Source organism: Novosphingobium sp. (assembly GCF_027486195.1).
GTDB lineage: Bacteria > Pseudomonadota > Alphaproteobacteria > Sphingomonadales > Sphingomonadaceae > Novosphingobium.
The window spans coordinates 47,811-68,652 of sequence record NZ_JAIXPP010000126.1 but is presented as its reverse complement, the minus strand read 5'-3'; the positions used below and the strand labels follow the sequence as shown (position 1 = coordinate 68,652).

The window sequence follows — 20,842 nt, the reverse complement described above, 5'->3', positions numbered from 1 at the left end:
CGACGCTGCACTCACCCGGCACTGCCCCCGCGCATAAGCGGCGCCGTCAGCTCGAGCGCCTTGATTTCGTTCTGGATCGCGCGCGCCTGCTGGCGCAGATGGCCCAGCCGCGCGGTCTGCACTTCCGCGCCGATCAGCAGCGAGCCGCCGATTTCACGCACGAGCGGGTCCATGAGATCGAGCCTCGCGGTCACCGCGATCAGGCCAAAGAAGCGGCTCATCGGCACCTTGTGCTCGGTTCGGGCAGGGCTGGAGTAGGCGTCCAGCATGGCCTTGGTGACTTCGTCGCCCAGCAGCACAGTCATTTCGGCCGCGATCACTTCGCGCGGGCGACCACAACTGGCGAGTATCGTGCCCACGGTCGCGCAGATGCGCGCTTCGAGCCCCGCCAGCGCGGCCGGGCCTGTTGCCATCGATGGCTCATCCAGCTCGAACGCCAGCTGACCAGGATGGGCACGCGCCTTAGGCATTAGCGCCTTCGTTGCGGCTCGCCGGGTCGTAATACGAGACCGGGCTGAAATCGATCGGGCGGTTTCCGGTGGCGGGATAGACCCACGCCGCGCCGTTCCACCGACCCAGCGCCATCTTGTTGCCCGCGCGCAGCAGCACACTGCGCCCGCCGCGCGCGCTATCGTCCATGGGCAGCCAGTTGAGAGCGCCGCTCATGCAAGCCCCCTGCGGCGATCGAACGAAGAGAGCTTCGTCGAGGTGTCCCCAGCCGGGCGATGCTTGCAGCCGACGCCACTGCGGACGCCGCAGCGCGGGCAGGCTGTCTGGCCATAGGCGGCTGCGGCGCGGCCACGCGACACAGGCCGGGTATCGCCGCCGATCATCATGGCCTTGGCCAGCCGATCGGAGTGCTCAGCGGCCTCGGCGCGCGCCGCTTGGCGCAGGGCTTCGATGCGGTCGTTCACTGGTCGCTCTCCCGGAACGGGAAGTGAATATGCTCCGGCCAGGCTACCGGCTTGGCACTCACGCGGCCCGTCGGATCGCCATGCGCGGCGAGGTACTTTCTGACCTCGGAACCCCACATTTTACGACCCCACCTCGTGCCCTCGTGCGCCGGATAGCCCTTGCCCCACAGCGCCTTGCGGCGCTCGGCCAGCGTCTCCGGCAGATCGCGGGTCAGCTCGGCGATCTGCTCGAGCGCGCGCAAGCGCCAGCGGCTCACAGCGCACCTCGAACAGCAGCGCGACCGGCATCGGTGATCCGATAGACGTGCCGCTCGTTAGCCGCTTCGAGGAAGCCGCGGGTGACGAGAAAGTATTCAGGATTTGCGTAGGCAACGATGATGGGACGGTCCATTTCATCGCAGCCGGCGACCCGCGTACCCTTGCGGTCACCTCGTGCAAAAACGACGGAGCCGGCCGGCGAGCAGCAAGCCTCGTCGAGAATAATGTGCTGGGTTCGTGTGAGACCGCGCGGCGTCTTGCCTAGCTTTCGCCGGCGCGCTCCGAACACCCTTGCCTCAGCATCCGAGAAGCATTCTGCGTGCCAGTTGTCGCCGCGTCGAAGCTGTCCCGGAATGATAGGGGAGCCACAGCCCTTGCAAAGGTAGGTGTTCACAGCGCACCCCCATCATCATTCGCCCGCGCCAGGCGCGGATCTTCGGAGCGGCGTGGACGATCGACCAGGCGCAGCGGCAGAACGGGTACGGTGACCGTTCCCGGCGCATCGCCGATCAGCGCGGCGACAGTCGCGGGCGTAAGCGCGAAGGGAGCGGGCCGCAGGTTCATGCCATGGCCCCCTGCTGGTACCAGGGCTGCGCTCGCTCGGCGTCGCCGTGCGGGGCGGTGATCCCGCGCATGCGGGCCTGCAGCCGAAGGTGCGTCTCCTCCCACCGGGCGCGTGCAGCGCGCTGGTCGAGGATCGCCCGCGCCTCGCGCGGCGTGACCTTGAGCTGCAGTGCGAGCTCCATCTCCTCGCGGTGGCGGCGCAGCTTGGCGGCAAGCGATTGTGCCATCAGTTCGGCTCCCAGCGGATAAGCAGCCCGAGGAACTCGCCCGGGCCGTGGTGACGCATCCAAAAATTGCCCATCGCCCGGCGCGCGCTGCAGCCTTTGGTGGCCACAAACCCATCGGCCATGGCGAAGCGCTCGATCTCGTGCTCGCGCAGCTTGAAGTCGCTGAAATCGATCTCGGCGATGATCTGCGGGTGGGCAGGATCGACCGTGATGCAGATCACGCGCACTTCGGTGCAGATCGGGTCCGGGATGATCTTGCGGCACTGCTTGGTGCGCATGCCGACGTAGAGCTGCAGCCGCTCGCCCGCGCGCGGCGGACGCTTGCGGCCAGCGCGGATCGTCTGGCGCTTGATCTTCGCGACGATCGGCTCGGCGAACTGCCCCTTGAAGCTGAGCGCGACCATCAGAGGCGCTCCCCGCTGTACCGCTCGAACGAGCTTGGCCGCATCGGAACGGCATAGAGCGGTGCGCCGTTGACACTGGGAATCGATACGGGCCGGAGCACCTTGATCGCCTGGCGACGATGCGGGATGCGCGCGATGGCACCGCGCCGCTCAAGATCGGCGATGACCTGCGATGCACGGCTTTTGGCGCGGCTCCCGATGGCGCGCGCGCACTGCTCAAACGTGGGCGAAACGCCGCCGTTCGCCGCCTGATAGCCGGCGATGAAGCGCAGCATCTGCAGCTGGACAGGGGTCAGCCCGATCATGCCGCGCGCTCCCGCTGGATGGCGTGGAGCAGCTGCGCGCTGGCGGCAGCCGTTGCCCGATTGCTCATGTGCTGATCGGCCGCACCGTCGTAGTAGATCACGAGTTTGCGCACCTGCTCCACCGGTCGGCCAAGCTCGCGCGCAATCTGGTTGATAGACTTCCCGGCATCCCACCGGTCCATGATCGCCAGCTCCTTTGGCGTGAGGCCGCGGTGCTCCTGTCCGGCGCCGCGTTGCCGGAAGCTTGTGCTGTTGAAGGCCATCAGCGCTTCCCCTCGATCTCGGCGATCCGCGCATCGATCGCGTCACGCACGGCTGTCAGCGCCGAAGGCTTGATCATCCCCGCCAGCGAGGGCGCGAAGCTGATCCAGGTCGACGGCGTGAGGCGCTCAAGATTGCTGGTGGCGCGGGTGAGCAGCTTGCTCTCGCCTTCCAGCAAGTCGGCCGCGCGCAGCCCTTTCGATGTCGAAATGCCGAGCGCGACAAGCGCATCCTCGGCGGTCTTCGCCTCAGGGTTCAGCGCCAGCCACTTGAGCGCAGCCTGCCGCACCGGCTCATGCTTCGCGGCGAGCTGCAGCAGCGCGTCTGCGTTCGATGCGATGCGGCAATGGGCGATCGCCTCGACTTCGGCGCGGAACGGCTTGATCAGCGCGCGATAGATCGTGAGCAGGCGGTGGAGCTTGCGGTAGTGCAGGCCGAACTCGTCCTGAACCTCCGCTGCCCAGCCGTACTGGCCAGCAACAGCCGATGTGTCAGCGTCGACGTCAGCCTTGGTGATGCCAACAGCTTCCGGCGGTTGGATATCGGCCTTTTTCGGTAGCTTGGCGAGCGTCTCGCTTTGCGCTGGTGACAAGTTTGTCAGGAGCGGGTTTGTCGCTCCGGACAAGTTTGTCCTAAGCGCTCCAAGGGCCTGATCACTGGACACACCAGCCGCCTTGAGAGCCCGTTCACGCACGATCTCAGCACGCCGGCCGACGAACGCCGCACGCTCGAGCACGGTCATGTCGCGCCGGTCGATCTGCTCGGCCGTCTGCATCCGCAGCAGTTCGTCGTTCGTGCCGGAAACAACGCGAGCCAGCACCTCGATGCCCAGCGCGGCACAGGCCGCAAGCCGATGCCGCCCATATACCAGGCGATAGCGCCGGTCCTTCGCCCGCGGCGCCGGCGGCGCGATCACGATCGGCTCCTGCTGCCCATCGCTGGCGATCACATCAGCGAGCGCCTCGGCTTCCGCCGGGTAGAAGAACCCGATCCGCTCAAGGCCGTCAGGATCGATCTGGTCAGTCGGCAGGCGCAGCACCGCGCCGAGTTCGGCGGGGTTGTTCATTTCATGCCCCCATCAAAACGATGCGGGCGGCAGGTCGTCATGCCACACTGCAAGCAATCGGAAAGGAGTAGGCGAATGACGAAGAACCTCTCGGAGCGGGTGGCTACACTGGAAGCCGAAGTTGCGGCGCTGCAGGGCATATTGCTGTCATTCATGGTCGCCACCCGGCGTGCGGAGAGCTTTGCCGCGACGGCGGCGATTGAGCTCGCGGAAGCGTTTGGAGACGACGCCGAGGAGGCTGGGCAGCGCGCGATCGCGACCGAGACCAGACACCTGCTGGATGCGCTCGCGCGGATGCATGAGGGCAGCAAAGACGCCGATGCGCGGGACTGACGAATTCATGCCGCCACCTTTCGGCGTGCACTTTTCTCGTGCGCGGTGCTGGGCCCGTCGCTACAGTCCAAGTTTGTGGAAACTTGTGCTTTGAGAACGTCTTCGACCGCTTCACGAACGCGGCGGCTTGTCCGGCCGCGCAGGAGATCGCTGACGCCAGTTGCGGGCAAGTCTCGCTCTTCAATGAAGCGGGAGATCGTGCCGTATCGCTTGCGGATGGCGGCTTTGATGTCCTCGGGGTGCATGAGGTCCAGTATCATGGGAATTTGTCCAATTCTTTGTCCCTATTTCTTGGACCATATCCCAGCATTGCGGACCAGTAAACCCAGAATTTTGGACTTTCTGCGTGCTTGCTGATGCTCCTTCTCGACTGCGCGAGGAGCGCACGCGGCTTGGGCTCAATCAGGTTGAATTCGGGCGCCGTGGTGGGGTCTCGAAGAACACGCAGCTTGCGTACGAGACCGGGAGCAGCCCGATCCCGCTCGACTATCTCTCGAGGCTTGAGGGACATGGCGTCGACGTTGCGTACGTAGCGCTGGGGCAACACGCTGCTCGCGCGCCGACAGGGTCATCTGAAACGCCCGACGGGATGGTTGATCGCCGAATTCCTTGGCGTGGCGCGCCAGAGGCGGCTGCCGTTGATCCTGATTTGGTCGAGATCGATCAGGTCGATCTGCGGTTTGGCATGGGCGCGACGTACCTCGATGGGCCAGTCGGGAGCGAGAAGCGGGTGTTTTCGCGCTCTTGGCTTCGTAACTTCACGCGGGCCGCGCCAGAGCAGCTTTTCTGGACGCTCGGCGATGGCGACTCGATGGAGCCTACCATCCGGAGTGGCGAGGTGATCCTTATTGATCGCTCTCAAGATGTCCTGCGAACCGCGGACGGCATCTGGGCTGTCACAGTCGGTGAAATCGTCCAGGTGAAGCGACTGCGGCCTCGTGCGAGCGGCGCAGTCGAGATATTGAGCGATAACCCGGCCGTCCCGCCCGATCTCGCCGTAGACGGCGAACTCCACATCATCGGGCGCGTCGTCGCCGTGGTTCGGAGGCTCTGATGCGACCCAGATTTCTGGCTATCTGGCTATTTGGCCTGGCGATGCACGTTAGCGGGTGTAGCAGTGAACCTGCGCCGGCACAGGCCGATGTTGTAGCCCCTGCAAGTTCGGATGACCTGTCCAGAAGGCCTGTGCTTGTTGAAGCCGGGTTAGATGTCGTTCCCGAGATCGCGAAATCTGGCAGCCCTTGGAATGGCCCGGTAATCTCCGATACCACTCATTTTAGCGGCCCGCCGATCAATCTCGGCCTACGCACTGTCGTATTCCCCGGGGGGCTGATCAAGATTTATCGCACAGAAGATGGCGGAATTCATCGGATCTTGGTGCAGAGCGGGGTCGCTGATCGGTGCGGTTCGCCAGCTGTGGTCGCGGCTGCCTTTGTCGAGCTGACGAAAGCCATACCGCTGCCTGTCGCAGACGCCGAACAAGCTAAGAAGCTTCAGGGCATCTGGTCATCCAAGAGAACTGGGTTCGATGAGATGAGCTTGAGAAATGTGCGCGTCGCTGCAGGCGGCGGTTGCCTTCCCTGGGTCAGTGTCAAAGCCGTCTCATAAGCATGAATGGCAGGTGCAGCCCTTACCAAAATGTAGATGAAATTTGTCGCAGTTTCCGGCGCCTCGACATCGCATCATTTGCAGGAAACGTCGCAATTCCGGCGACTTTCGCTCAGATCGAACTGCGACACGCGCGTCCACATGTGTTTTTGGGGGCGCCGTCACCGTGGGTCCGGCCAGATCAGCTGAAGTGCCCGGTTTCAGGGCCTTTTGAGCGCTCTCTGAGTGGCCTCTCAGAGTTCTCTCAGAACCGTTGCAGCGGCCCGTTTCACTGTCTAAATGGAAATCGCTCTAGACAGTCTCGACGGCCGCCGATTTTTGGCCCGAAGACCCGAAAGCCCCGATATTTTGGGCCTTTTCATCCCACGGAGTGCCGCGGTGTCCCAAGAAATCCCGCCTCACCGCCACTCCAGCCTCTCTTGTCTTATATCAGCGCTCCTGCCCACGGATTCCGCCCCCAGGGGCGCCCCCTCTCCTCTCTCTTGAACGCAAGAAGCGGCCCCTCAGGGAGTGCCCGAGGGACCGCTTCAAGGGTCCGCGACTGTCAGCCTGTCAGGAGGAGGTCATGCTGCCAGATCGCGGGGGGCGGCAACGGGTTGCGACCCATTATCGGTACCGGCAGCGCAATCGACCAGTTGGCCTTCCGCTGGCTCGGCATCAGCCGCAGCCACATCATCGGCGTGACCAGCACCGAACCGCATGACTTCCGGCACCCATGCCAGTGCGCGCTCGCGTTCGGCGATTTCCGCGATCGTGGTGCCGGCGAAGATGCGCTCGGCGCTTGCCGCCAGATCCGCCTTCTTGACCGTGCCATAGCGTGCCGCGAGCTCCGCGCCGCCGACTTCGCACAGAGCTTCGAGAATGACCTGCTTGGGCACGCGGTCGAAGAAGTTCGCCGCGGTCGGCCGCCACCACTGCGCGATATCGATGCCGATCAGCGCACCGGGGTGATCCTGGAACGGGATCCGGCGCTCGCCGCTCATGTTGAGGCTCGCCTCGAGCGAGCGGGCAACGACATGCCCGAGCCAGGCCGCGCGGGCCTCGTCGGAGAGCGCCCGGAACCGTTCGAAGCGTTCACACTGGCCGCGCCCGGAGCGCCAGCTCTCGTCGAGACCGGCCCGGAGCTCGGCGAGCGCGCGGGTCGCTGCGGCATCGCCGGGTTCGAAGCCGACGATCGGACCGCTGGGCACGCCGCCCCGGATGGTGGAGGCGCTGCGCGCCTGCCAGTCGTGGCTGTCCGCATCGGCGAGCGTGAAGACCATGACGTCGAGCGCAAGGCGCGGGTCGGAGGCAAGATGTAGCGCGAGAACATCGCGGCGCTGCATCGCAAGCTCGTCGACGAGACGGCGCGAAAGCGTCGAACGCCTTCCGCGAGCATCGTCATCGGCACTGACGACTTCGATGCCGCCGTCGTAGCTTGATGGAGCCTCTGGCCGTTCGCTGTAGAACACCGGCTGGAGCACCGGCTTGCCCTCGCGAGACAGCGTCAGGATCATGCCGGCTGTGCCCTTGCGATCCTCGGGCAAAACCGGCGGGCGATTGCGGAAGTCCTGCGTTTCGCGCTCGATAGCCGCGATCGCCGCTTCAGCGGCTTTAATGGCCTCCGGTGCACTATCCTCATCCTCAAGCACCGCAGCGTGCTCATCCCACGAGGCATCGAGTGCTTCGAGCCGGGCCACCTCGGCTTCGCTGAGCGGGGCAGGCTCGGCCGGCAGCCGGACCAGACCTTCGACCAGATCGTGGCTTGCATGAGGATCGAGCGTCGGCTTGACCCAGGCGAGCCCGTTCTGAGCAGCAAGCGCGCGGGCTTCCTCCTCCATCTTCGCCGCAGCGAGCGATTCCAGCAGCGTCACATCAACCCAGCTCTCGGTGTCGGCATTGTCGAAAAGCTCGCGCTCGATCCGGCCGCCTGCCGCCAAGTAGGCGTCGCGGCCCACGAGCTTCGCGCGCGGATCGCTGCCGCGGACCGTGCCGGTGAGCACCATGCGGCGGATGCTGTCCGGGGTTGGCGTGTAGTACGCTCCGGAGATTTCGGCGAAGACGCGCGCCTGGATCTGCTGGTCCGACGTCGCGCCATAGGCCTTGGCCATGTCGAGCGTGATCTCGCCGGCCGCCAATGCGTCGAATACCACCGGCGCCAGCGTGGCAAGCCGAAGCCTGCCCTCGACGAAGCGGACCGTGAGCCCGAAGCGCCGCGCAACTTGCTCGGTGCTCGCACCGCCCTCGATCAGCGCAGCAAAAGCCTGCGCCTCGTCGGCTGGGTTCATCGCGAGACGATGGAAGTTCTCGGCAAGGCTCGCCTCGGGGGCGGTCTCGCTGTCGGTACCAAGCACGAGGCATGTGACCTGGTGATCGCGCGGCAAGACCTTGTCTTCGGCAAGGGCCAGCATCGCCCGGCGGCGGCGTTCGCCGGCCTCGACCTCGAACTTGCCCTTGGCCCCGGCACGAACCACGAGGTTCTGCAGCAGGCCATGTGCGGCAATGCTGGCCTTGAGTTCGGCATCCGCGGCCGGATCGCCATGACGGCGAACATTGCGGGGCGAGGATACAAGCTTGCTCAAGGGGATTGTCTGAAACATCGTCTTCACTCCTGATGACGAGCCCGTCGATCACGCCGACCATCGGCGCCTGACTGGCTCAATCAGGGCAAAGCCCCCTCCCCTCTCTCAATCGGAGTACGGAAGCTCGAGCAAAGACCGAAATTTCGTTGCGAATATTTCGAATATATGCGATCAAGTATAGCCGCTAACCTTCCCGAGGACGTCATGACATTGCCCGCACACGCTGAGCCTTTTGGCGGCCGTATGCCTTCGGCCGACGATCGTCACATGGCCAACCAGCTTCGGCAGATTTTGGCAGCGCAAAAGGCTGGTGAAGCGACGCTGCGCGTCCGGGCGCCCGGCGATCCTAGCCCGGTGGAAGTAAACTTGACGCCGGCGATGTCTGATTTGTTCCTCGAGTTGCTGCGTCATGTCGGTAGCGGCCATGCAGTCACGCTCGTGCCGATCCAGGAATTGCTGACAACCCAGCAGGCCGCAGATCTGCTGAATGTATCACGTCCGCATCTGATCAAACTGCTGGAGCAAGGGGCAATGCCCTATTCGTTTGTCGGGCGGCACAGGCGGATCAAGGCGCAGGATGTCTTCGACTACAAAGCAAAGCGTGACGTCGAACGGACTGAAGCACTCGATGCACTGATGGCCGGCGATTCGGATCTGATCTGAAAGCCGATGTTCGCCAACCGGTACACCGCGCTGATCGATGCCTGCTCGCTGGTCAGCGTCTGGCGCCGAAATCTGCTGCTGAGCCTTGCCGAGGCGGAGTTCTTCCGTGTCCGTTGGTCGTCTCCTATCCTTGCAGAAACCGAGCGGACACTCGCACGGCTTCAGGCAGACCGAGGCTTTCCTGATGCGACCGCTCGGGCGTCCCGCGCGATTGCCAGCATGAAGCGCGCTTTTCCGGAAGCGCTTGTCGAAGACTTCGACCGCCTGCTTGGTTCGGCGGTGGGCCTGCCTGATCCTGACGACGAACATGTCGTAGCAGCCGCACTCAAGACCCAGGCTCAAGCCATCGTGACGGAGAACCTGTCAGATTTTCCGGCGGACGTTCTCGGCTCGCTGAACCTCGAGGCGCGAAGTGCTGACGAGTTCATTGCCGACACCATTGCACTGGAAGAAGGTCTTGCGATTTCAGCAATTCGCGCGATGCGTCAACGCCTGCAGCGCCCGGAAATGCAACCCGGCGACATGCTGCGATCGCTGGAAGCACACGGGCTGCTGGAGACCGCTTCGATACTGGCGCCGCATATCGGCGCACTGTGATCAAAAACCGGTCATCCCTTCGTGCAACCGGCCAAGCACGAGATCAGCCCCCTCCAGCGGGACAAACAACCTGGTCTGGAACCGGATGATCTCGGTGAAGCAGCCTTGGGCCTTGTACCAATCGAGCCGGGCAGCCGACCAGCCCGTGAGCTCAAGCCGTTGGGCGCTGTTGACGAGGCTGCGCTTGAGCGTGAGCGGCTCGCGCGCCTTGACCGGCATGGCACGCCCGCTCGCGAGGACCGCCGCGACGAGGCTCTCAGGCGCAATGTCAGGCCGCGCATCGAGCCCCAGAGCGCTGCAGATCTCACCGACCGCATGCAGCGGAACCTCCCGTCCCAGCAGCGAGCGCCCGTCTCGCGCTGAGATGCGGTTCACCCGGACATATTCGGCTGGCAGCTTGTCCCACACAGGCAGCAGCAGTCCGGTGGCGAGATGAAGCCGCTCGCGTTTGAGGGAGGACAGCGCTTCATCGACCTCCACCTGCCAGGCTGTGCGGAAGGTCGGTTCGTCGACCGCCTCCCAGCTGCTTTCGGCAAGCTGGTCAGCGGTTTGGTGACTTCGCTTCAGCGGGCGCACCAGTTCGTGCCGCACGATCCGGCTGCCATCGTCGGCCAATAAGCTGCGCGCCGGAACCAGCAGGGCTGCCCGACCCGAGCGCGCGTTACGCAGGAACCGATGGCGATGGCCCGATGCTGCTTCCAGCTGAACGAGCCGCTCCAGCGTCAGCGGTTTGAGCGCGCGGGCGATCTCGAGTTCGAGCAGGTGCGTAGTGGCCCCGGACACATTGTCGGTCCTGAGGAGGGTGTCAGACAGGACCTCGAAGCTCTCGACCGCGATGGTCTCGAGCCCGAGATCAAGCGTGCCGGCGGCGCGGGCCGCGTCGATCCTCGCTTCGACAAGGCCGAGGAATTCGTCGAAGATCCCGTTCTGGAGTTCGATCGGCAAGGCAAGGATGCGGTTGAGCCAGCGCTGAATTGTCGGCAAGTCGTCGACCATGCCGCCGTCGGGGCTTTCGATCCTGAGACCGGTCAGGTCCTGGAAACGTGCGAGGCCCACGGCCGCAAGTTTGCCCTGGAACAGCAGGCCGAACCAGCGGTTGAGCGCATCCTTGGCGTATGCGCTTTCGAGATTGTCGGCGGGGTCGAACAAGTTCTGCCCACCGGTCTGGCGTTGGCCGCGTGTGAGCGCGCCAAGGCTGTCGAGCCGCCGGGCGATCGTGGAGATGAAACGGCGCTCGCCGCGCACATCGGTGGTCACAGGCCGGAACAGCGGAGCTGAGGCCTGATTGGTGCGGTTCGTGCGGCCAAGGCCCTGAATGGCCGCATCCGCGCGCCAACCCGGCTCGAGCAGGAAGTGGACGCGCCGAGCCTGGTTCCTCGCGGCAAGGTCGGCGTGATAGCTGCGGCCTGTACCGCCGGCATCCGAGAAGACGAGGATGCGCTTGTCGCCGTTCATGAAGGACTGCGTCTCGGCCACGTTCGCGCGCGGTGTGCGCGACTGGAGCTTTTGCCGCCCATCGGAGCCGACGATGAGTCGACGCGTCCGGCCCGTCACTTCGGCGACCCTGTCGGTCCCGAAGCGTTCGATAATCGCATCGAGCGCGGTCGCGATCGGCGGCAACGCGCAAAGCTGCTCGACCATCCGGTCGCGTGCGGCGAGCGCCGCCTGACAGAAGACCGGGCAACCTTGCTCGTCGCTCATCGGTTCAGAGCGGGGATTGCCATTCTCGTCGGTAAAGATCGCCATCAGCCGGACGGGAAAGCTCTTCATCAGGTAGTCGACGACGTACTCGCGGGGGCTGAGATCGATCTCGAGCGTCTCGCGTTCCTCGTCGGTGAGGTCGGCCAGTCGGCGGTTCAGCATCGCCTCGGCTGTCGAGACAAGCTGGACCACGACCGCATTGCCCTCGGCGATTGCGGTGTCGATGGCCGGTAACAGGCTCGGCAGCTTCATCGACAGGAGCAACTGCGCGAAGAAGCGTTGCTTCGTGCCCTCAAAGACCGACAGCGCTGCCGACTTCGCGCCGCTATTGAGCGTGCCGCCGGTTTCCCCATCGACGATGCGAGTGGCTTCGAGGGCGTCGCGCAGATTGGCATGGATGATCGCCCAGGCATCGGCATAGGCATCGTAGACCGAGATCTGGTCTGCGCTCAGGGCGTGTTCGAGGATCTCGTACTCGACCCCCGCGAAGGAAAGGGCCCGCGCCGTGTAGAGCCCGAGCGCCTTCAGGTCGCGGGCGACGAGTTCCATCGCTGCGATACCGCCCGCGCGGATATCGGTCACGAACTCCTCGCGTGTCGCGAAGGCCGTTTCGGGCCCCCAAAGGCCAAGCCGGGTTGCATATGCCAGATTGTTGACGTCCGAGGCGCCAGTCGCCGAGGCGTAGAGGACACGGGCGCGGGGCAGCAGGTTCTGCAGGCGCACACCGGCCACGCCTTGCTCTGAGCCTTTGACCTTGCCGCGCGAACCTTCTCCGCCCGCTGCGTTGGCCATCGCATGAGCTTCGTCGAAAACGATCACGCCATCGAAGTCTTCGCCGACCCAGGCGAGAATCTGGTCGAGCCGCGTAGTATCCGCCCTGCCCGAGCGAAGGGTCGGATAGGTCACAAAGAGGATGCCCTCCTGCATCGTAACAGGGCAGCCGAGCTTCCAGGTCGCGAGCGGCTGGATGTCGATGGGCAAGCCGCCGAGCGCGGACCAATCGCGCCGCGCGTCCTCGAGCAAGGCTTCGTTCTTTGAGATCCAGATATGCCGCCGAAAGCCCTGGACCCAGCGATCCAGAATGACGCTCGCGACCTGCCGACCTTTGCCCGCGCCAGTGCCATCGCCGAGGAAATATCCCATGCGAAAGGCGTTGCCCTCAGCGCTCGGTTTGAGGATGCAGCCCTTGTCTTCGGGCTCGAAACGCCCGGGCAGATCGCGGGCATGGGCATTCACCGCATAGATCAGGGTCTCGATTTGGGCAGCCGAGAGCAGGCCCTTGGCGACGACATTGCCCGGAAGCGTTGGCACCTCGGTTGGAACCGGCGCGGTGATTGAGCCCATGGCGACGGATTCCACGAGTGGTGTCGGGTGCTGAGCCGCACCTGCTACGGCAATCCGGCTCGGGCGGTAGGGGAGATAGTGGCCGACCTGCTCCGGCGTCGCCGCAGGGACTTCGAGTGCGGAGAACGCGACAAACGCCGCTCCGACAGACGATACCGTCCGGGGCGATGGCGCGAGGACAGGTCGCGCTGACGGGCGCAGGAGCGGCAGCACGTTGACCGGCCGCCGCGGGGAAGACGATGTGGTGGCGGTGGCCGCGCGCGGGGGCAGCGCGTCGACGAATACGGATTGTTCGCTGAAGTCCGAAGTACGGCCGGTGAGCGTTTCGTCGCCGCAGTCGACCTTGTCGATCACGAGTAGCCGCGTCGTGATCGACGTACCATGCGCGACAAACCCGCGCTCGATCACAAGATCGAGGCGCAGGGTTGCCGGGCCGGCAGCACGGTCGAAAAAGCCCGCAAGGTCGAACCACTCGGGCAGGATCGCCGTAAGCCGTCCGCCCGCAGCGAGACGGCTCCATGCCGAGCGGAGGTGGCGCAGGGCAGTCTTGCCATCGCGGCCGCGCTCGGCGCTCCAGGAATAGGGCGGGTTCATGAGGACGACGCTGGGCCGCACTGATGCGGGCAGTAGCTCATGAATGAGCTCGCCGTCATGGCCGGTGATTGCCGCACCGGGAAACAGGTGCCCGAGGCATTCACGGCGAAGCGCGGAAATCTCGTTGAGCGCGAGGCCGCTACCAACCTTCGCTGCCCATACCGCTAGCATTCCTGTCCCGGCCGAGGGCTCAAGGACAAGCTCGCCGCGCGCTGGTGCTGAGGCGCGCGCGGCCAGCCACGCGAGACGCGGCGGAGTGGCAAACTGCTGCAGTTCGATCTGCTCGTCGCTGCGAACGGTCTGACGCGGCACAAGAGTGTCGAGCTCGTCGAACCGCCGTGCAGCGTCCGCTGGGCTGGAGCTAAGGAGAAGCTGCACCCTTCCCTGCAGCCAGATGACCTGAGCGAGCTCAAGCGAAGCGTTGGCGTCTCGGACCGACCAGCGTCCGGCAGCGTCCGTGCCGCCGAACTGGTCGGTCAGTTCGACGCTCAGGATCGATCGTGAGATCGGCTCTGACCGGTCGAGCCGGGCGGCAAGTGCCCGGGCAACCGAAAGGACCGCAGGCTCACCAGACAGCGGCAAAGCAAGAGTAGGGAGAGTGGACATGAAAACCTCCTGACGACACCCGCGCCATGCGGGTCTCGAAAGGCTCCACGCCTCCTCCCCTCTCCTGTGGATCAGACTAAGACGGGCTGCCGGGCCCGCAGAACATCGTTGAAGTCGGCACCCGGCTGCTTGGGACGGTGCGTCACGATCACGCGCCCTTCCCGCTCGTAGGCAGCCCGGGCGCGGCGCTCAGCTTGGTCGCCCGCTGCGTCGTGATCGATGAACAAGTGCAACTCGCTCACGCTCTCCGGGACCGAGACCAGCCCGTAACGCTCGGTGCCGAGCGTCGCCCAGCAGGGGATGCCGAAGAGCTCCCGTACAGAGAGGGCCGTCTCGATCCCCTCGGCCAGACCAAGCTTGCCGCCGCGAGGCCCATGAAGGCGCACCGCACCCCGACCAAGCGCGCCAAGAGCGCGCTTCGGCCCGTCGAACCGGGCAACCGTGAAAGTCTTGCACTCGAGAAAGGTGCGATGCAGCGCGACTACTCCGAGGTCGGTGCGCACCGCCGCGAGCAGCGCTGGAAGGAACCTCACCGCGCCCTTGGGCCCAAGCGGTGTGCGCGGGTGATACCGCAGATCGGGAGATCCCGCCGAGATACCGCGACCTACGAGATAGCGCTCGGCAGGGCTGTCCGCGAGGTACGTTGCTTCCCGCCAGAGCCGCTGGATGCTCTCACTCGGCACCGTTTCCGGCAGAGCGGTTCGAATGGGCTCAGTCCGCCCGTCGAACAATGATGAAGCCTTCACGCCGCGCTGAGCGAGCGCAGCCAGCACCTCGTCATTCGCACATCCGGCAAAGCAGTGGAACAGGATCGCACGCGAGCCCAGCGTCACGCTGAGCGACGGGGTGCGGTCTTCATGCGCCGGACATCGGCACATGCCGCGCGAACACGACCAGGTGCCGCCAAGGTCGGCAACGATCTGGCGGGCACGGACTTCAAGGCGATCGGTAAGAAGGGCAGTCGGCATCGGGCATCTCCATCAAGGATGCCACCGCACGCGCAGCCTCCGCTCTGCGCCCATTCGAAACGCGCTTTATCGCGCGCAATGTTCTATATATGTTCTTGCACGAGTCGGCTAGAGGAACATTCGAGATGATCGGTTCGCTTCGATGTGCAGTGCTGGCTGCACTGACGCTGGCTTTCCCCAACACAGCTTTGGCTGCAGAAACTCCGCTCGCAAGCGAAGCAGATAACGCAAGTTCAAGCGCCGGCGTAAGGACCGAAGCCGGTCAAGATGGCTTTGCACTTGTGACATTCGGCGCTTGGACACGTCCAGAAGCGGATCGTCAGAATATCCGGTTACAGCCCATGGCTGAACGCCCTCCCAGCTTTGTCAGGGCAAACGATAAAGCTGATAGGTTCAGACGAGCGATCTACCTGCTGCATGTAGCTGCAGCGGAAAGACAGTATGCTCTGCCTCCCGGACTGCTCGATGCGCTGATCTGGACAGAATCCCGCTACAATCCGTTGGCGCTGAGCAAGGCTGGTGCAGCTGGCCTTGGCCAGTTAATGCCTCGAACAGCTCAGGCTCTGGGAGTTGGCAATCGCTATGATCCGCTTACCAACATTGCAGGGGCTGCGCGCTATCTCAGGACACTGCTTGACCGCTTTGGCATGGTGCATCTTGCTATCGCCGCCTACAATGCAGGGCCGGGCGCGGTGGCGCGCTCGGGGCGAATTCCAATGAACGGCGAAACGCCGAGCTATGTGCGGGATGTACTGCGCAACTGGCGCTCTTCCCTGCGGGCGCGTTGGCCCGATATGTTCGCCATTTAGCCGCCTCGATGGCGCGGTTCATAAGTTTACGGCCTAGGCTTATCCGAAGATTTAGCAGATCGGTCGGGTCCTCGACCTGCGCTGGTGCAACTGCGCGTCACACTGTTCGAGGATGGATGGTGCGGACGAAACTCGTGCCAATGGCAGGCGCGTGCAAGGACATGCTCTTGCGTGATCAAAACCTCAGCATCGCTCAGTACGCAAATAAACGTATAGCTTCAACACATCGTGCGCCAGCCTCCGGACCGTCTCACGAACCGCATGAATCGAAAACGACTACAAAACTAATGTTCCCCCGCGATGACTTGCAGCCACAACCGCGCGAGGCCTCAGCCAACGCACCGCACAAACGTGGGTCGGATGCCCTAAATTTGATCATTGGTGACCGCAATCTGTACGCCGCGGCGGCCAAGGGTACCGTGTCCCGCTCAACCGCCCCGCATATTCTGAAATGATTTTCGTGATTTACCGTTCTCGACGGCGCACTTCTGTTGCGAGCGAGGACCTGCTGCGGTCCTGGGGCGCAATCCACACTATGAGTTCGCCTTATAATCGATTCGTCTATGGCGATCTCTGTATTTTCCCGCGTAACTGCCGGCCATGATCGGTAGCAGGCAGATAAATGGGTAACTTTCACCAGGACGTACATAAATATGCCTATACCGAATCGCCGGACAGTCCAAATTCGACCCGATGGTCGCTTGGAGATGAGGCCGCTTGCGGGTTGCGCGCATACATGCGTCCTTGTCAGTTGCAGGATCGCAGCGCAGCTGTCGACGGTAGTCATCCCTTGGCCAGTGTGTGCCAGACCGACCACGAAATGGTCTTTGTGGTGGAAGACGATGACGCCCTGCGCGAAGGCATTGCCGAGACAGTACAAAATCTCGGTTTCTCAGTAAGCGCACATTCGAACGCCAGCAAGTTGCTTGATCTGCTCGCCCAATACAAGACCGGCTGCGTTATCTTGGACATCCGCCTGCCGGGCCTCGATGGCGTGGCTGTGCAGGAGTGGATCAACCGTTCAAGTGCTGCACTCCCGGTCGTGTTCATTTCCGGCATCCAGGACGTGGTCACTGCAGTGCATTGCATGAAGGCCGGCGCCTTCGACTTTCTCCAGAAGCCATTCGGCGAGATGGCGCTGCGCAGTGCCATCAATGCCGCTGTCGGCAGTTCGCGGCGCAATTATTGCCGGCGACAGAGCGAAGAATTGGCACAGTCCATGATCGCCTTGCTCACCCCGACGGAGCTGCATGTTGCCCGCATGATCTCGAAGGGCTACCCGACAAAGATGATCGCCGCCGAGATGGCCCGGAGCGAAAACACGGTGAAAATTCACCGCCACCGGATCTTCACGAAGCTCAAGGTGAATTCTGCAGCCAGTGTCGCGAACATCACGCGCCATGCCGAAGAGGTCTGAGTTCGTCCTTGCTTTCCAACCTGTTAGCTCAAGCCTTCGCGTGCGCAGAACCAGCGGCGGGGCAAGAGGTGAGTTTTCTCGAGGTTCGCTCCGATGCCGAAACCGATCAAAATCGCCTTGCTGGAATCCTACCGAGGTGGCGCCCGATCGGTCATGGCTCGGCTTCAGCCGGACCACATGACGTTGCTTGCCGCAGAGCGATATGGAGATCACATCCATGCAGGCGAGCTTTGCGGGGAGGTTTTTGCAGCCTCAGCCATGGGCTACGCCAACGTGGCAACGTGGTTTGCCGGTTTGTTCGATCACCCGAGCTGCGTCCGGATCGAAGATGGGCCCGAGCTGCAGCGCACACGCTCATTGGCAGAATGCGATGCGGTCCTCCTTTGCGCGAATGAAACCTCGGCCCTGAAAGCCTTGATCGAGAAAGTGCAACGCAGGACACCGGCGGCTGCCATCTTCACCGTGAGCGGAATGCTGACACCTTCTGAGCGGGCGATGGTATTGAATTGGGGGGCCGAAGACGTGCTGGATATCGGCATGCCCGCTCGCGAAGGCGCAGCCCGAATTCGCGCCGTTTGCCGACGCATCGCCCAGACGAGAGCGGCGCGGCGGGTTCATTAGAGGGCGAGCCAGGCGATCCCCAGAATTTGTTTGACGGTAAACCGCTAGCGGAGAAGCCATGCGATCCGCGGCAGCGCATTTTTACGGTGGTCAGTAGGCTTTCTGGTGAACGATCACGCGGACCGTCGCGGCGATGATCCCGAGATCCCGCCAGAGGGTCCAGTTGCGGACATATTCGAGATCGCACTGAAGGCGAAGAAGTAGATCCTCTTCGTTATCGGTTGCCCCGCGTAAGCCGCGGATCTGCGCCAGGCCAGTCAAGCCGGGTTTCAGCGTATGACGTTGCCAATACCGCTGATCGACTTCCCAGAACAGCATTCCTCCGGCCCGCGATCCGGTTGCATGCGGACGCGGCCCAACAATGCTCATGTCTCCCAGCAGCACATTCATCAGCTGCGGCAGTTCATCGATACTCGTGCGGCGTATGAACCGCCCGACCTTTGTTATGCGATCGTCATCGACATCGGTAGATCTAGCCCCATGCGGATCCAAACGCTCGACCCGCATCGAGCGGAACTTGTACATGCGGAAAAAGCGATTGTTGTGTCCGGTCCTCTTCTGGACGAACATGATTGGCCCACCGTCCTCGATCTTGATGACGAGCGCGACCAGGCCGATCAGGGGTGCGAGGACGGCAAGCGCGGCGCCGGCAAACACAATATCGAAGATGCGCTTCATAAGACGCTCGTGGAGAAACAGCGGCGGCAAGGCGACGATCAGGGAGGAATAGGTCTCCGACTGGTATATACCAGTCGCACCGATCAGGTGCGCCCTGTCATCGACGAACTCGCCCTGAACGCTCAGGCTTTTCATGATGACCGACCAGGCCTGACGCCGTTCCGGAGGGCATGCTACCACGACCCGGTCCATGTACATCAAATAACCACCGATGATGTGCATCGACTCAGGATTGTTGTAATCCACAAGCGCCACATCGCTGCCGATGTCGACGCTAAAGTGACGATGGCGGATTTCAGGAAGTTCGATGCCGTCCCGCACATAGAGCACGTTCTCCAACGGCCGCAGGCGAAGCCTCTGCACCACCAAATGGACAATCAACCGCGCGGCAATGAGGAAACTGACGCTATATATTAACAACAGCACCGCATGGCCGCGTGATGCATAAATTGAAGACTTGTTAATAAAATTGATGATTACGATGATAAACTGAACCGACAGCAACGCCTTTATCGCAGATATCGAATTTCCTAAAACACTTTTGTCGTCGCTACGCGCATACAACTTCGTGTATACAGCTAACGTCAAATATATACCGATAAGCGTTTCGACCCGATTTGGGTAGTTATCTATTGGCGCCGGGTTGTGAAACGCCAGATCTGCAATCCAGTTGGCTATCAGCAACGCCGCTGCATCGAGCAGCATCAGAAGGACATGCAGTCGAAGCCGGATAACGTCTAGCGGCTTTGCTGCTGACGGTGGCAGAGACGGGAAATGCTGAGACATGGTCGACTGCGTTCGCGCATGAAGCTGGCCCACGCGGTTGGTATGAGTCGGCCGCTGCGACGATGGCTGGGAAGATGAGTGTAGAAACGCGCCGAGGTGCCAAAGGCGCTTATTGCGGCGCGGTGTCGAGCCAGTCGGCGAGCCGGTCCGGGTCGACATACCCGCGCATCACGGTTCCATCGCTACGGACCATGACCGGAACCTCGGTGATTCCGTGCGCGTCAGCGAAAGCCTCGTTCTGGTCAAGACCCGCCGTGTCGCAGTTACCGGCAGGCAGAGGCACTCGGCCATAGGCATCGCGCATGGCTTTGGCCCGGTCTGGTGCGCATATCACAGCTTTCGCGAGATCGCGCGATCCCAGGATCGAGATGGGATATTCGATGACATGTGCGCCGAGCTCAGTAAGCTGCGCAATCATTGCGCGGCTGAACGGGCAGCGATAATCGGTGAATATCGCGACAGCAGGCACGCTGCGCGGGCCCCACTCGACGCCCCCGGCGAGAGGGAGCTCATCGAGTGACAGACGCTCGCCAGTCGCTTGCGTGAGTGCTGGCGGAACGGCTTGAACCGTAGGTGCCGAAAGCGATGCGAAGCCCAGAATAGCAGCGGCTGGTCCGGGATACCTCATCGACACCGCCCTTTAGTGGTAGCGCCGGAGCGCAGGGTCACCTGCGCGCCGGGAATGCTACCGAACTGCTTGCGCAATGACATTCAGGCTGACGCGAAGAGCCCTGCCTCGCCCTCGCCCGCATCCCTGCGCTTCGCAGCAATGAACAGGACGCCGAGGAGCAGCATGCCAAGCGGCAAAATGCCACCGTCGATTTCCGGAACGCCCTTGAACGAAGAAACCTCGAGTTGTGCAGAGTTAAGCAAAGCATTGTTGGTGGTACCAACAACCCTGAAGGAGATCGTCTGTCCTAAGCCGACGTTGAATGTACTGGTCCCTGACTTGGGTACAGCCGCCGTCGCCGTGTTGGTCAGTAGGGTCTGAGTACCGTTAATCACGACGTAGAAGTTCGCACCAGCCGATGACTGACCTGAAGCGATCCAGTCGAACCTGAATGGCCCCGCCTGCGTTGCAGTCCAGACCAGCGTCGTCGTAATATTCTTCAGCGATTTAATGCTGATCGCACCATACCCGGTTCCATCTATGGCATAGCTCATGCCCCCAGTCGCAAAACTATCCGGGGCGCTGGCGTTCGCTCCGGTAGTTCCATTGAAACCGGCGGCCTGGGCCGTTGCATTCCTGAACGTTGATGACGTAATATTGTTTATGTTAAAGTCTGCATGACAAAAGTTCGTCGCTGCGGATGGTATGCATGGCGCCGCATGAACCGACGAAGCCAGCAGGCTGCTCGCCACCGCGAGTGCAAAAGCTATCGATTTCAACCTACTCATCGCGGTCACTTTCATTTGATTCCCAACCTCCTTAGCACTCTCAGTAGACAGTTCCACCGCACTAAACGTTTTATTTATCAATGTAGTACATTCGTACTATGCATTTTCGATGGTTGAATTCGTCGGACGGCCAATCGGTGCGGTCGGCCTGCACACAAA

General features: G+C 62.8%; 26 protein-coding genes. 8 read left to right on the top strand and 18 right to left on the bottom strand.

What is annotated here, in order from left to right:
* Positions 1–11: 11 nt before the first annotated feature.
* The 11 genes from Q0071_RS21810 to Q0071_RS21760 are packed head-to-tail and all read right to left on the bottom strand — an operon-like array spanning position 12 to position 3,999.
* Complete coding sequence (locus tag Q0071_RS21810; RefSeq protein WP_298174618.1) at positions 12–413, bottom strand: hypothetical protein; 402 nt, start codon at positions 411–413, stop codon at positions 12–14.
* Between the two features lie 49 nt (positions 414–462).
* Positions 463–666 carry a hypothetical protein gene (locus Q0071_RS21805; protein ID WP_298174616.1) on the bottom strand — a complete coding sequence of 68 codons (204 nt, stop codon included), beginning with the start codon at positions 664–666 and terminating at the stop codon, positions 463–465.
* Positions 663–914: a hypothetical protein gene (locus Q0071_RS21800; RefSeq protein WP_298174614.1), complete on the bottom strand. Its 252-nt coding sequence runs from the start codon at positions 912–914 to the stop codon at positions 663–665. The genes Q0071_RS21805 and Q0071_RS21800 overlap by 4 nt, the downstream gene beginning before the upstream one ends.
* Positions 911–1,171 carry a hypothetical protein gene (locus Q0071_RS21795; RefSeq protein WP_298174612.1) on the bottom strand — a complete coding sequence of 87 codons (261 nt, stop codon included), beginning with the start codon at positions 1,169–1,171 and terminating at the stop codon, positions 911–913. Before Q0071_RS21795 ends, Q0071_RS21800 begins: the two co-directional genes overlap by 4 nt.
* A complete protein-coding gene (locus tag Q0071_RS21790; protein WP_298174610.1) occupies positions 1,168–1,566 on the bottom strand; it encodes a hypothetical protein in 399 nt (132 codons plus the stop codon). The genes Q0071_RS21795 and Q0071_RS21790 overlap by 4 nt, the downstream gene beginning before the upstream one ends.
* Complete coding sequence (locus Q0071_RS21785) at positions 1,563–1,736, bottom strand: hypothetical protein (RefSeq protein WP_298174608.1); 174 nt, start codon at positions 1,734–1,736, stop codon at positions 1,563–1,565. Before Q0071_RS21785 ends, Q0071_RS21790 begins: the two co-directional genes overlap by 4 nt.
* A complete protein-coding gene (locus Q0071_RS21780; RefSeq protein ID WP_298174606.1) occupies positions 1,733–1,963 on the bottom strand; it encodes a hypothetical protein in 231 nt (76 codons plus the stop codon). Before Q0071_RS21780 ends, Q0071_RS21785 begins: the two co-directional genes overlap by 4 nt.
* Positions 1,963–2,367 carry an ASCH domain-containing protein gene (locus Q0071_RS21775; protein ID WP_298174604.1) on the bottom strand — a complete coding sequence of 135 codons (405 nt, stop codon included), beginning with the start codon at positions 2,365–2,367 and terminating at the stop codon, positions 1,963–1,965. The genes Q0071_RS21780 and Q0071_RS21775 overlap by 1 nt, the downstream gene beginning before the upstream one ends.
* On the bottom strand, positions 2,367–2,672 hold the full coding sequence (locus Q0071_RS21770) for a hypothetical protein (protein ID WP_298174601.1): 306 nt from the start codon (positions 2,670–2,672) through the stop codon (positions 2,367–2,369). Before Q0071_RS21770 ends, Q0071_RS21775 begins: the two co-directional genes overlap by 1 nt.
* Positions 2,669–2,935: a hypothetical protein gene (locus tag Q0071_RS21765; RefSeq protein ID WP_298174598.1), complete on the bottom strand. Its 267-nt coding sequence runs from the start codon at positions 2,933–2,935 to the stop codon at positions 2,669–2,671. Before Q0071_RS21765 ends, Q0071_RS21770 begins: the two co-directional genes overlap by 4 nt.
* Positions 2,935–3,999 carry a ParB N-terminal domain-containing protein gene (locus tag Q0071_RS21760; protein WP_298174597.1) on the bottom strand — a complete coding sequence of 355 codons (1,065 nt, stop codon included), beginning with the start codon at positions 3,997–3,999 and terminating at the stop codon, positions 2,935–2,937. Before Q0071_RS21760 ends, Q0071_RS21765 begins: the two co-directional genes overlap by 1 nt.
* A gap of 75 nt (positions 4,000–4,074) precedes the next feature.
* Between Q0071_RS21760 and Q0071_RS21755 the strand changes: the two genes are divergently transcribed.
* Positions 4,075–4,332, top strand: a complete 258-nt coding sequence (locus Q0071_RS21755; RefSeq protein ID WP_298174595.1) for a hypothetical protein — start codon at positions 4,075–4,077, stop codon at positions 4,330–4,332.
* 5 nt (positions 4,333–4,337) lie between these two features.
* Here the strand turns inward: Q0071_RS21755 and Q0071_RS21750 are convergent, their stop codons facing one another.
* Complete coding sequence (locus Q0071_RS21750; RefSeq protein ID WP_298174593.1) at positions 4,338–4,592, bottom strand: hypothetical protein; 255 nt, start codon at positions 4,590–4,592, stop codon at positions 4,338–4,340.
* 86 nt (positions 4,593–4,678) lie between these two features.
* On the opposite strand from Q0071_RS21750, the gene Q0071_RS21745 reads away from it, so the two are divergent.
* Positions 4,679–5,386, top strand: a complete 708-nt coding sequence (locus tag Q0071_RS21745; protein ID WP_298174591.1) for a LexA family transcriptional regulator — start codon at positions 4,679–4,681, stop codon at positions 5,384–5,386.
* 131 nt (positions 5,387–5,517) lie between these two features.
* Positions 5,518–5,940 carry a hypothetical protein gene (locus Q0071_RS21740; RefSeq protein WP_298174589.1) on the top strand — a complete coding sequence of 141 codons (423 nt, stop codon included), beginning with the start codon at positions 5,518–5,520 and terminating at the stop codon, positions 5,938–5,940.
* 563 nt (positions 5,941–6,503) lie between these two features.
* On the opposite strand, the gene Q0071_RS21735 is transcribed toward Q0071_RS21740, so the two are convergent.
* Positions 6,504–8,519 (bottom strand): ParB/RepB/Spo0J family partition protein, encoded by a 2,016-nt coding sequence (locus Q0071_RS21735; RefSeq protein ID WP_298174588.1) that lies wholly within the window; start codon positions 8,517–8,519, stop codon positions 6,504–6,506.
* Positions 8,520–8,705: 186 nt separating this feature from the next.
* Between Q0071_RS21735 and Q0071_RS21730 the strand changes: the two genes are divergently transcribed.
* Together Q0071_RS21730 and Q0071_RS21725 are read left to right on the top strand one after the other, a co-directional pair.
* The gene (locus Q0071_RS21730; protein ID WP_298174586.1) at positions 8,706–9,164 is read left to right on the top strand and encodes a helix-turn-helix domain-containing protein; all 459 of its coding nucleotides are present in this window, start codon (positions 8,706–8,708) and stop codon (positions 9,162–9,164) included.
* Positions 9,165–9,170: 6 nt separating this feature from the next.
* Complete coding sequence (locus Q0071_RS21725) at positions 9,171–9,761, top strand: PIN domain-containing protein (protein ID WP_298174584.1); 591 nt, start codon at positions 9,171–9,173, stop codon at positions 9,759–9,761.
* Here the strand turns inward: Q0071_RS21725 and Q0071_RS21720 are convergent, their stop codons facing one another.
* Complete coding sequence (locus Q0071_RS21720) at positions 9,762–14,006, bottom strand: strawberry notch-like NTP hydrolase domain-containing protein (RefSeq protein WP_298174582.1); 4,245 nt, start codon at positions 14,004–14,006, stop codon at positions 9,762–9,764. It lies immediately after the preceding gene.
* 71 nt (positions 14,007–14,077) lie between these two features.
* The gene (locus Q0071_RS21715) at positions 14,078–14,974 is read right to left on the bottom strand and encodes a toprim domain-containing protein (protein WP_298174580.1); all 897 of its coding nucleotides are present in this window, start codon (positions 14,972–14,974) and stop codon (positions 14,078–14,080) included.
* A 125-nt stretch (positions 14,975–15,099) separates the two neighbouring features.
* On the opposite strand from Q0071_RS21715, the gene Q0071_RS21710 reads away from it, so the two are divergent.
* The 3 genes from Q0071_RS21710 to Q0071_RS21700 all read left to right on the top strand — a co-directional run bounded on the left by Q0071_RS21710 (position 15,100) and on the right by Q0071_RS21700 (position 17,821).
* Complete coding sequence (locus Q0071_RS21710) at positions 15,100–15,783, top strand: lytic transglycosylase domain-containing protein (RefSeq protein ID WP_298174578.1); 684 nt, start codon at positions 15,100–15,102, stop codon at positions 15,781–15,783.
* 622 nt (positions 15,784–16,405) lie between these two features.
* Positions 16,406–17,200, top strand: coding sequence for a response regulator (locus Q0071_RS21705; RefSeq protein WP_298174576.1), 795 nt, complete (start codon positions 16,406–16,408; stop codon positions 17,198–17,200).
* Positions 17,201–17,293: 93 nt separating this feature from the next.
* Complete coding sequence (locus Q0071_RS21700; RefSeq protein WP_298174574.1) at positions 17,294–17,821, top strand: hypothetical protein; 528 nt, start codon at positions 17,294–17,296, stop codon at positions 17,819–17,821.
* Between the two features lie 90 nt (positions 17,822–17,911).
* Here the strand turns inward: Q0071_RS21700 and Q0071_RS21695 are convergent, their stop codons facing one another.
* From Q0071_RS21695 to Q0071_RS21685, 3 genes are all read right to left on the bottom strand, one after another.
* Positions 17,912–19,204, bottom strand: a complete 1,293-nt coding sequence (locus Q0071_RS21695; protein ID WP_298174572.1) for a sugar transferase — start codon at positions 19,202–19,204, stop codon at positions 17,912–17,914.
* Positions 19,205–19,394: 190 nt separating this feature from the next.
* Entirely contained in the window at positions 19,395–19,754 is a 360-nt protein-coding gene (locus Q0071_RS21690) for a thioredoxin fold domain-containing protein (protein WP_298174570.1), read from the bottom strand.
* Between the two features lie 242 nt (positions 19,755–19,996).
* Positions 19,997–20,698, bottom strand: a complete 702-nt coding sequence (locus tag Q0071_RS21685; protein WP_298174568.1) for a hypothetical protein — start codon at positions 20,696–20,698, stop codon at positions 19,997–19,999.
* Between the last annotated feature and the right edge of the window lie 144 nt (positions 20,699–20,842).

Coding starts and splice junctions, on each gene's coding strand:
- Q0071_RS21810 (WP_298174618.1), bottom strand. CDS start 413: ATGGCAACAGGCCCGGCCGCGCTGGCGGGGCTCGAAGCGCGCATCTGC.
- Q0071_RS21805 (WP_298174616.1), bottom strand. CDS start 666: ATGAGCGGCGCTCTCAACTGGCTGCCCATGGACGATAGCGCGCGCGGC.
- Q0071_RS21785 (WP_298174608.1), bottom strand. CDS start 1,736: ATGAACCTGCGGCCCGCTCCCTTCGCGCTTACGCCCGCGACTGTCGCC.
- Q0071_RS21780 (WP_298174606.1), bottom strand. CDS start 1,963: ATGGCACAATCGCTTGCCGCCAAGCTGCGCCGCCACCGCGAGGAGATG.
- Q0071_RS21775 (WP_298174604.1), bottom strand. CDS start 2,367: ATGGTCGCGCTCAGCTTCAAGGGGCAGTTCGCCGAGCCGATCGTCGCG.
- Q0071_RS21770 (WP_298174601.1), bottom strand. CDS start 2,672: ATGATCGGGCTGACCCCTGTCCAGCTGCAGATGCTGCGCTTCATCGCC.
- Q0071_RS21765 (WP_298174598.1), bottom strand. CDS start 2,935: ATGGCCTTCAACAGCACAAGCTTCCGGCAACGCGGCGCCGGACAGGAG.
- Q0071_RS21760 (WP_298174597.1), bottom strand. CDS start 3,999: ATGAACAACCCCGCCGAACTCGGCGCGGTGCTGCGCCTGCCGACTGAC.
- Q0071_RS21755 (WP_298174595.1), top strand. CDS start 4,075: ATGACGAAGAACCTCTCGGAGCGGGTGGCTACACTGGAAGCCGAAGTT.
- Q0071_RS21750 (WP_298174593.1), bottom strand. CDS start 4,592: ATGATACTGGACCTCATGCACCCCGAGGACATCAAAGCCGCCATCCGC.
- Q0071_RS21735 (WP_298174588.1), bottom strand. CDS start 8,519: ATGTTTCAGACAATCCCCTTGAGCAAGCTTGTATCCTCGCCCCGCAAT.
- Q0071_RS21730 (WP_298174586.1), top strand. CDS start 8,706: ATGACATTGCCCGCACACGCTGAGCCTTTTGGCGGCCGTATGCCTTCG.
- Q0071_RS21725 (WP_298174584.1), top strand. CDS start 9,171: ATGTTCGCCAACCGGTACACCGCGCTGATCGATGCCTGCTCGCTGGTC.
- Q0071_RS21720 (WP_298174582.1), bottom strand. CDS start 14,006: ATGTCCACTCTCCCTACTCTTGCTTTGCCGCTGTCTGGTGAGCCTGCG.
- Q0071_RS21715 (WP_298174580.1), bottom strand. CDS start 14,974: ATGCCGACTGCCCTTCTTACCGATCGCCTTGAAGTCCGTGCCCGCCAG.
- Q0071_RS21710 (WP_298174578.1), top strand. CDS start 15,100: ATGATCGGTTCGCTTCGATGTGCAGTGCTGGCTGCACTGACGCTGGCT.
- Q0071_RS21705 (WP_298174576.1), top strand. CDS start 16,406: ATGGGTAACTTTCACCAGGACGTACATAAATATGCCTATACCGAATCG.
- Q0071_RS21700 (WP_298174574.1), top strand. CDS start 17,294: ATGCCGAAACCGATCAAAATCGCCTTGCTGGAATCCTACCGAGGTGGC.
- Q0071_RS21695 (WP_298174572.1), bottom strand. CDS start 19,204: ATGCTGCTCGATGCAGCGGCGTTGCTGATAGCCAACTGGATTGCAGAT.
- Q0071_RS21685 (WP_298174568.1), bottom strand. CDS start 20,698: ATGAAAGTGACCGCGATGAGTAGGTTGAAATCGATAGCTTTTGCACTC.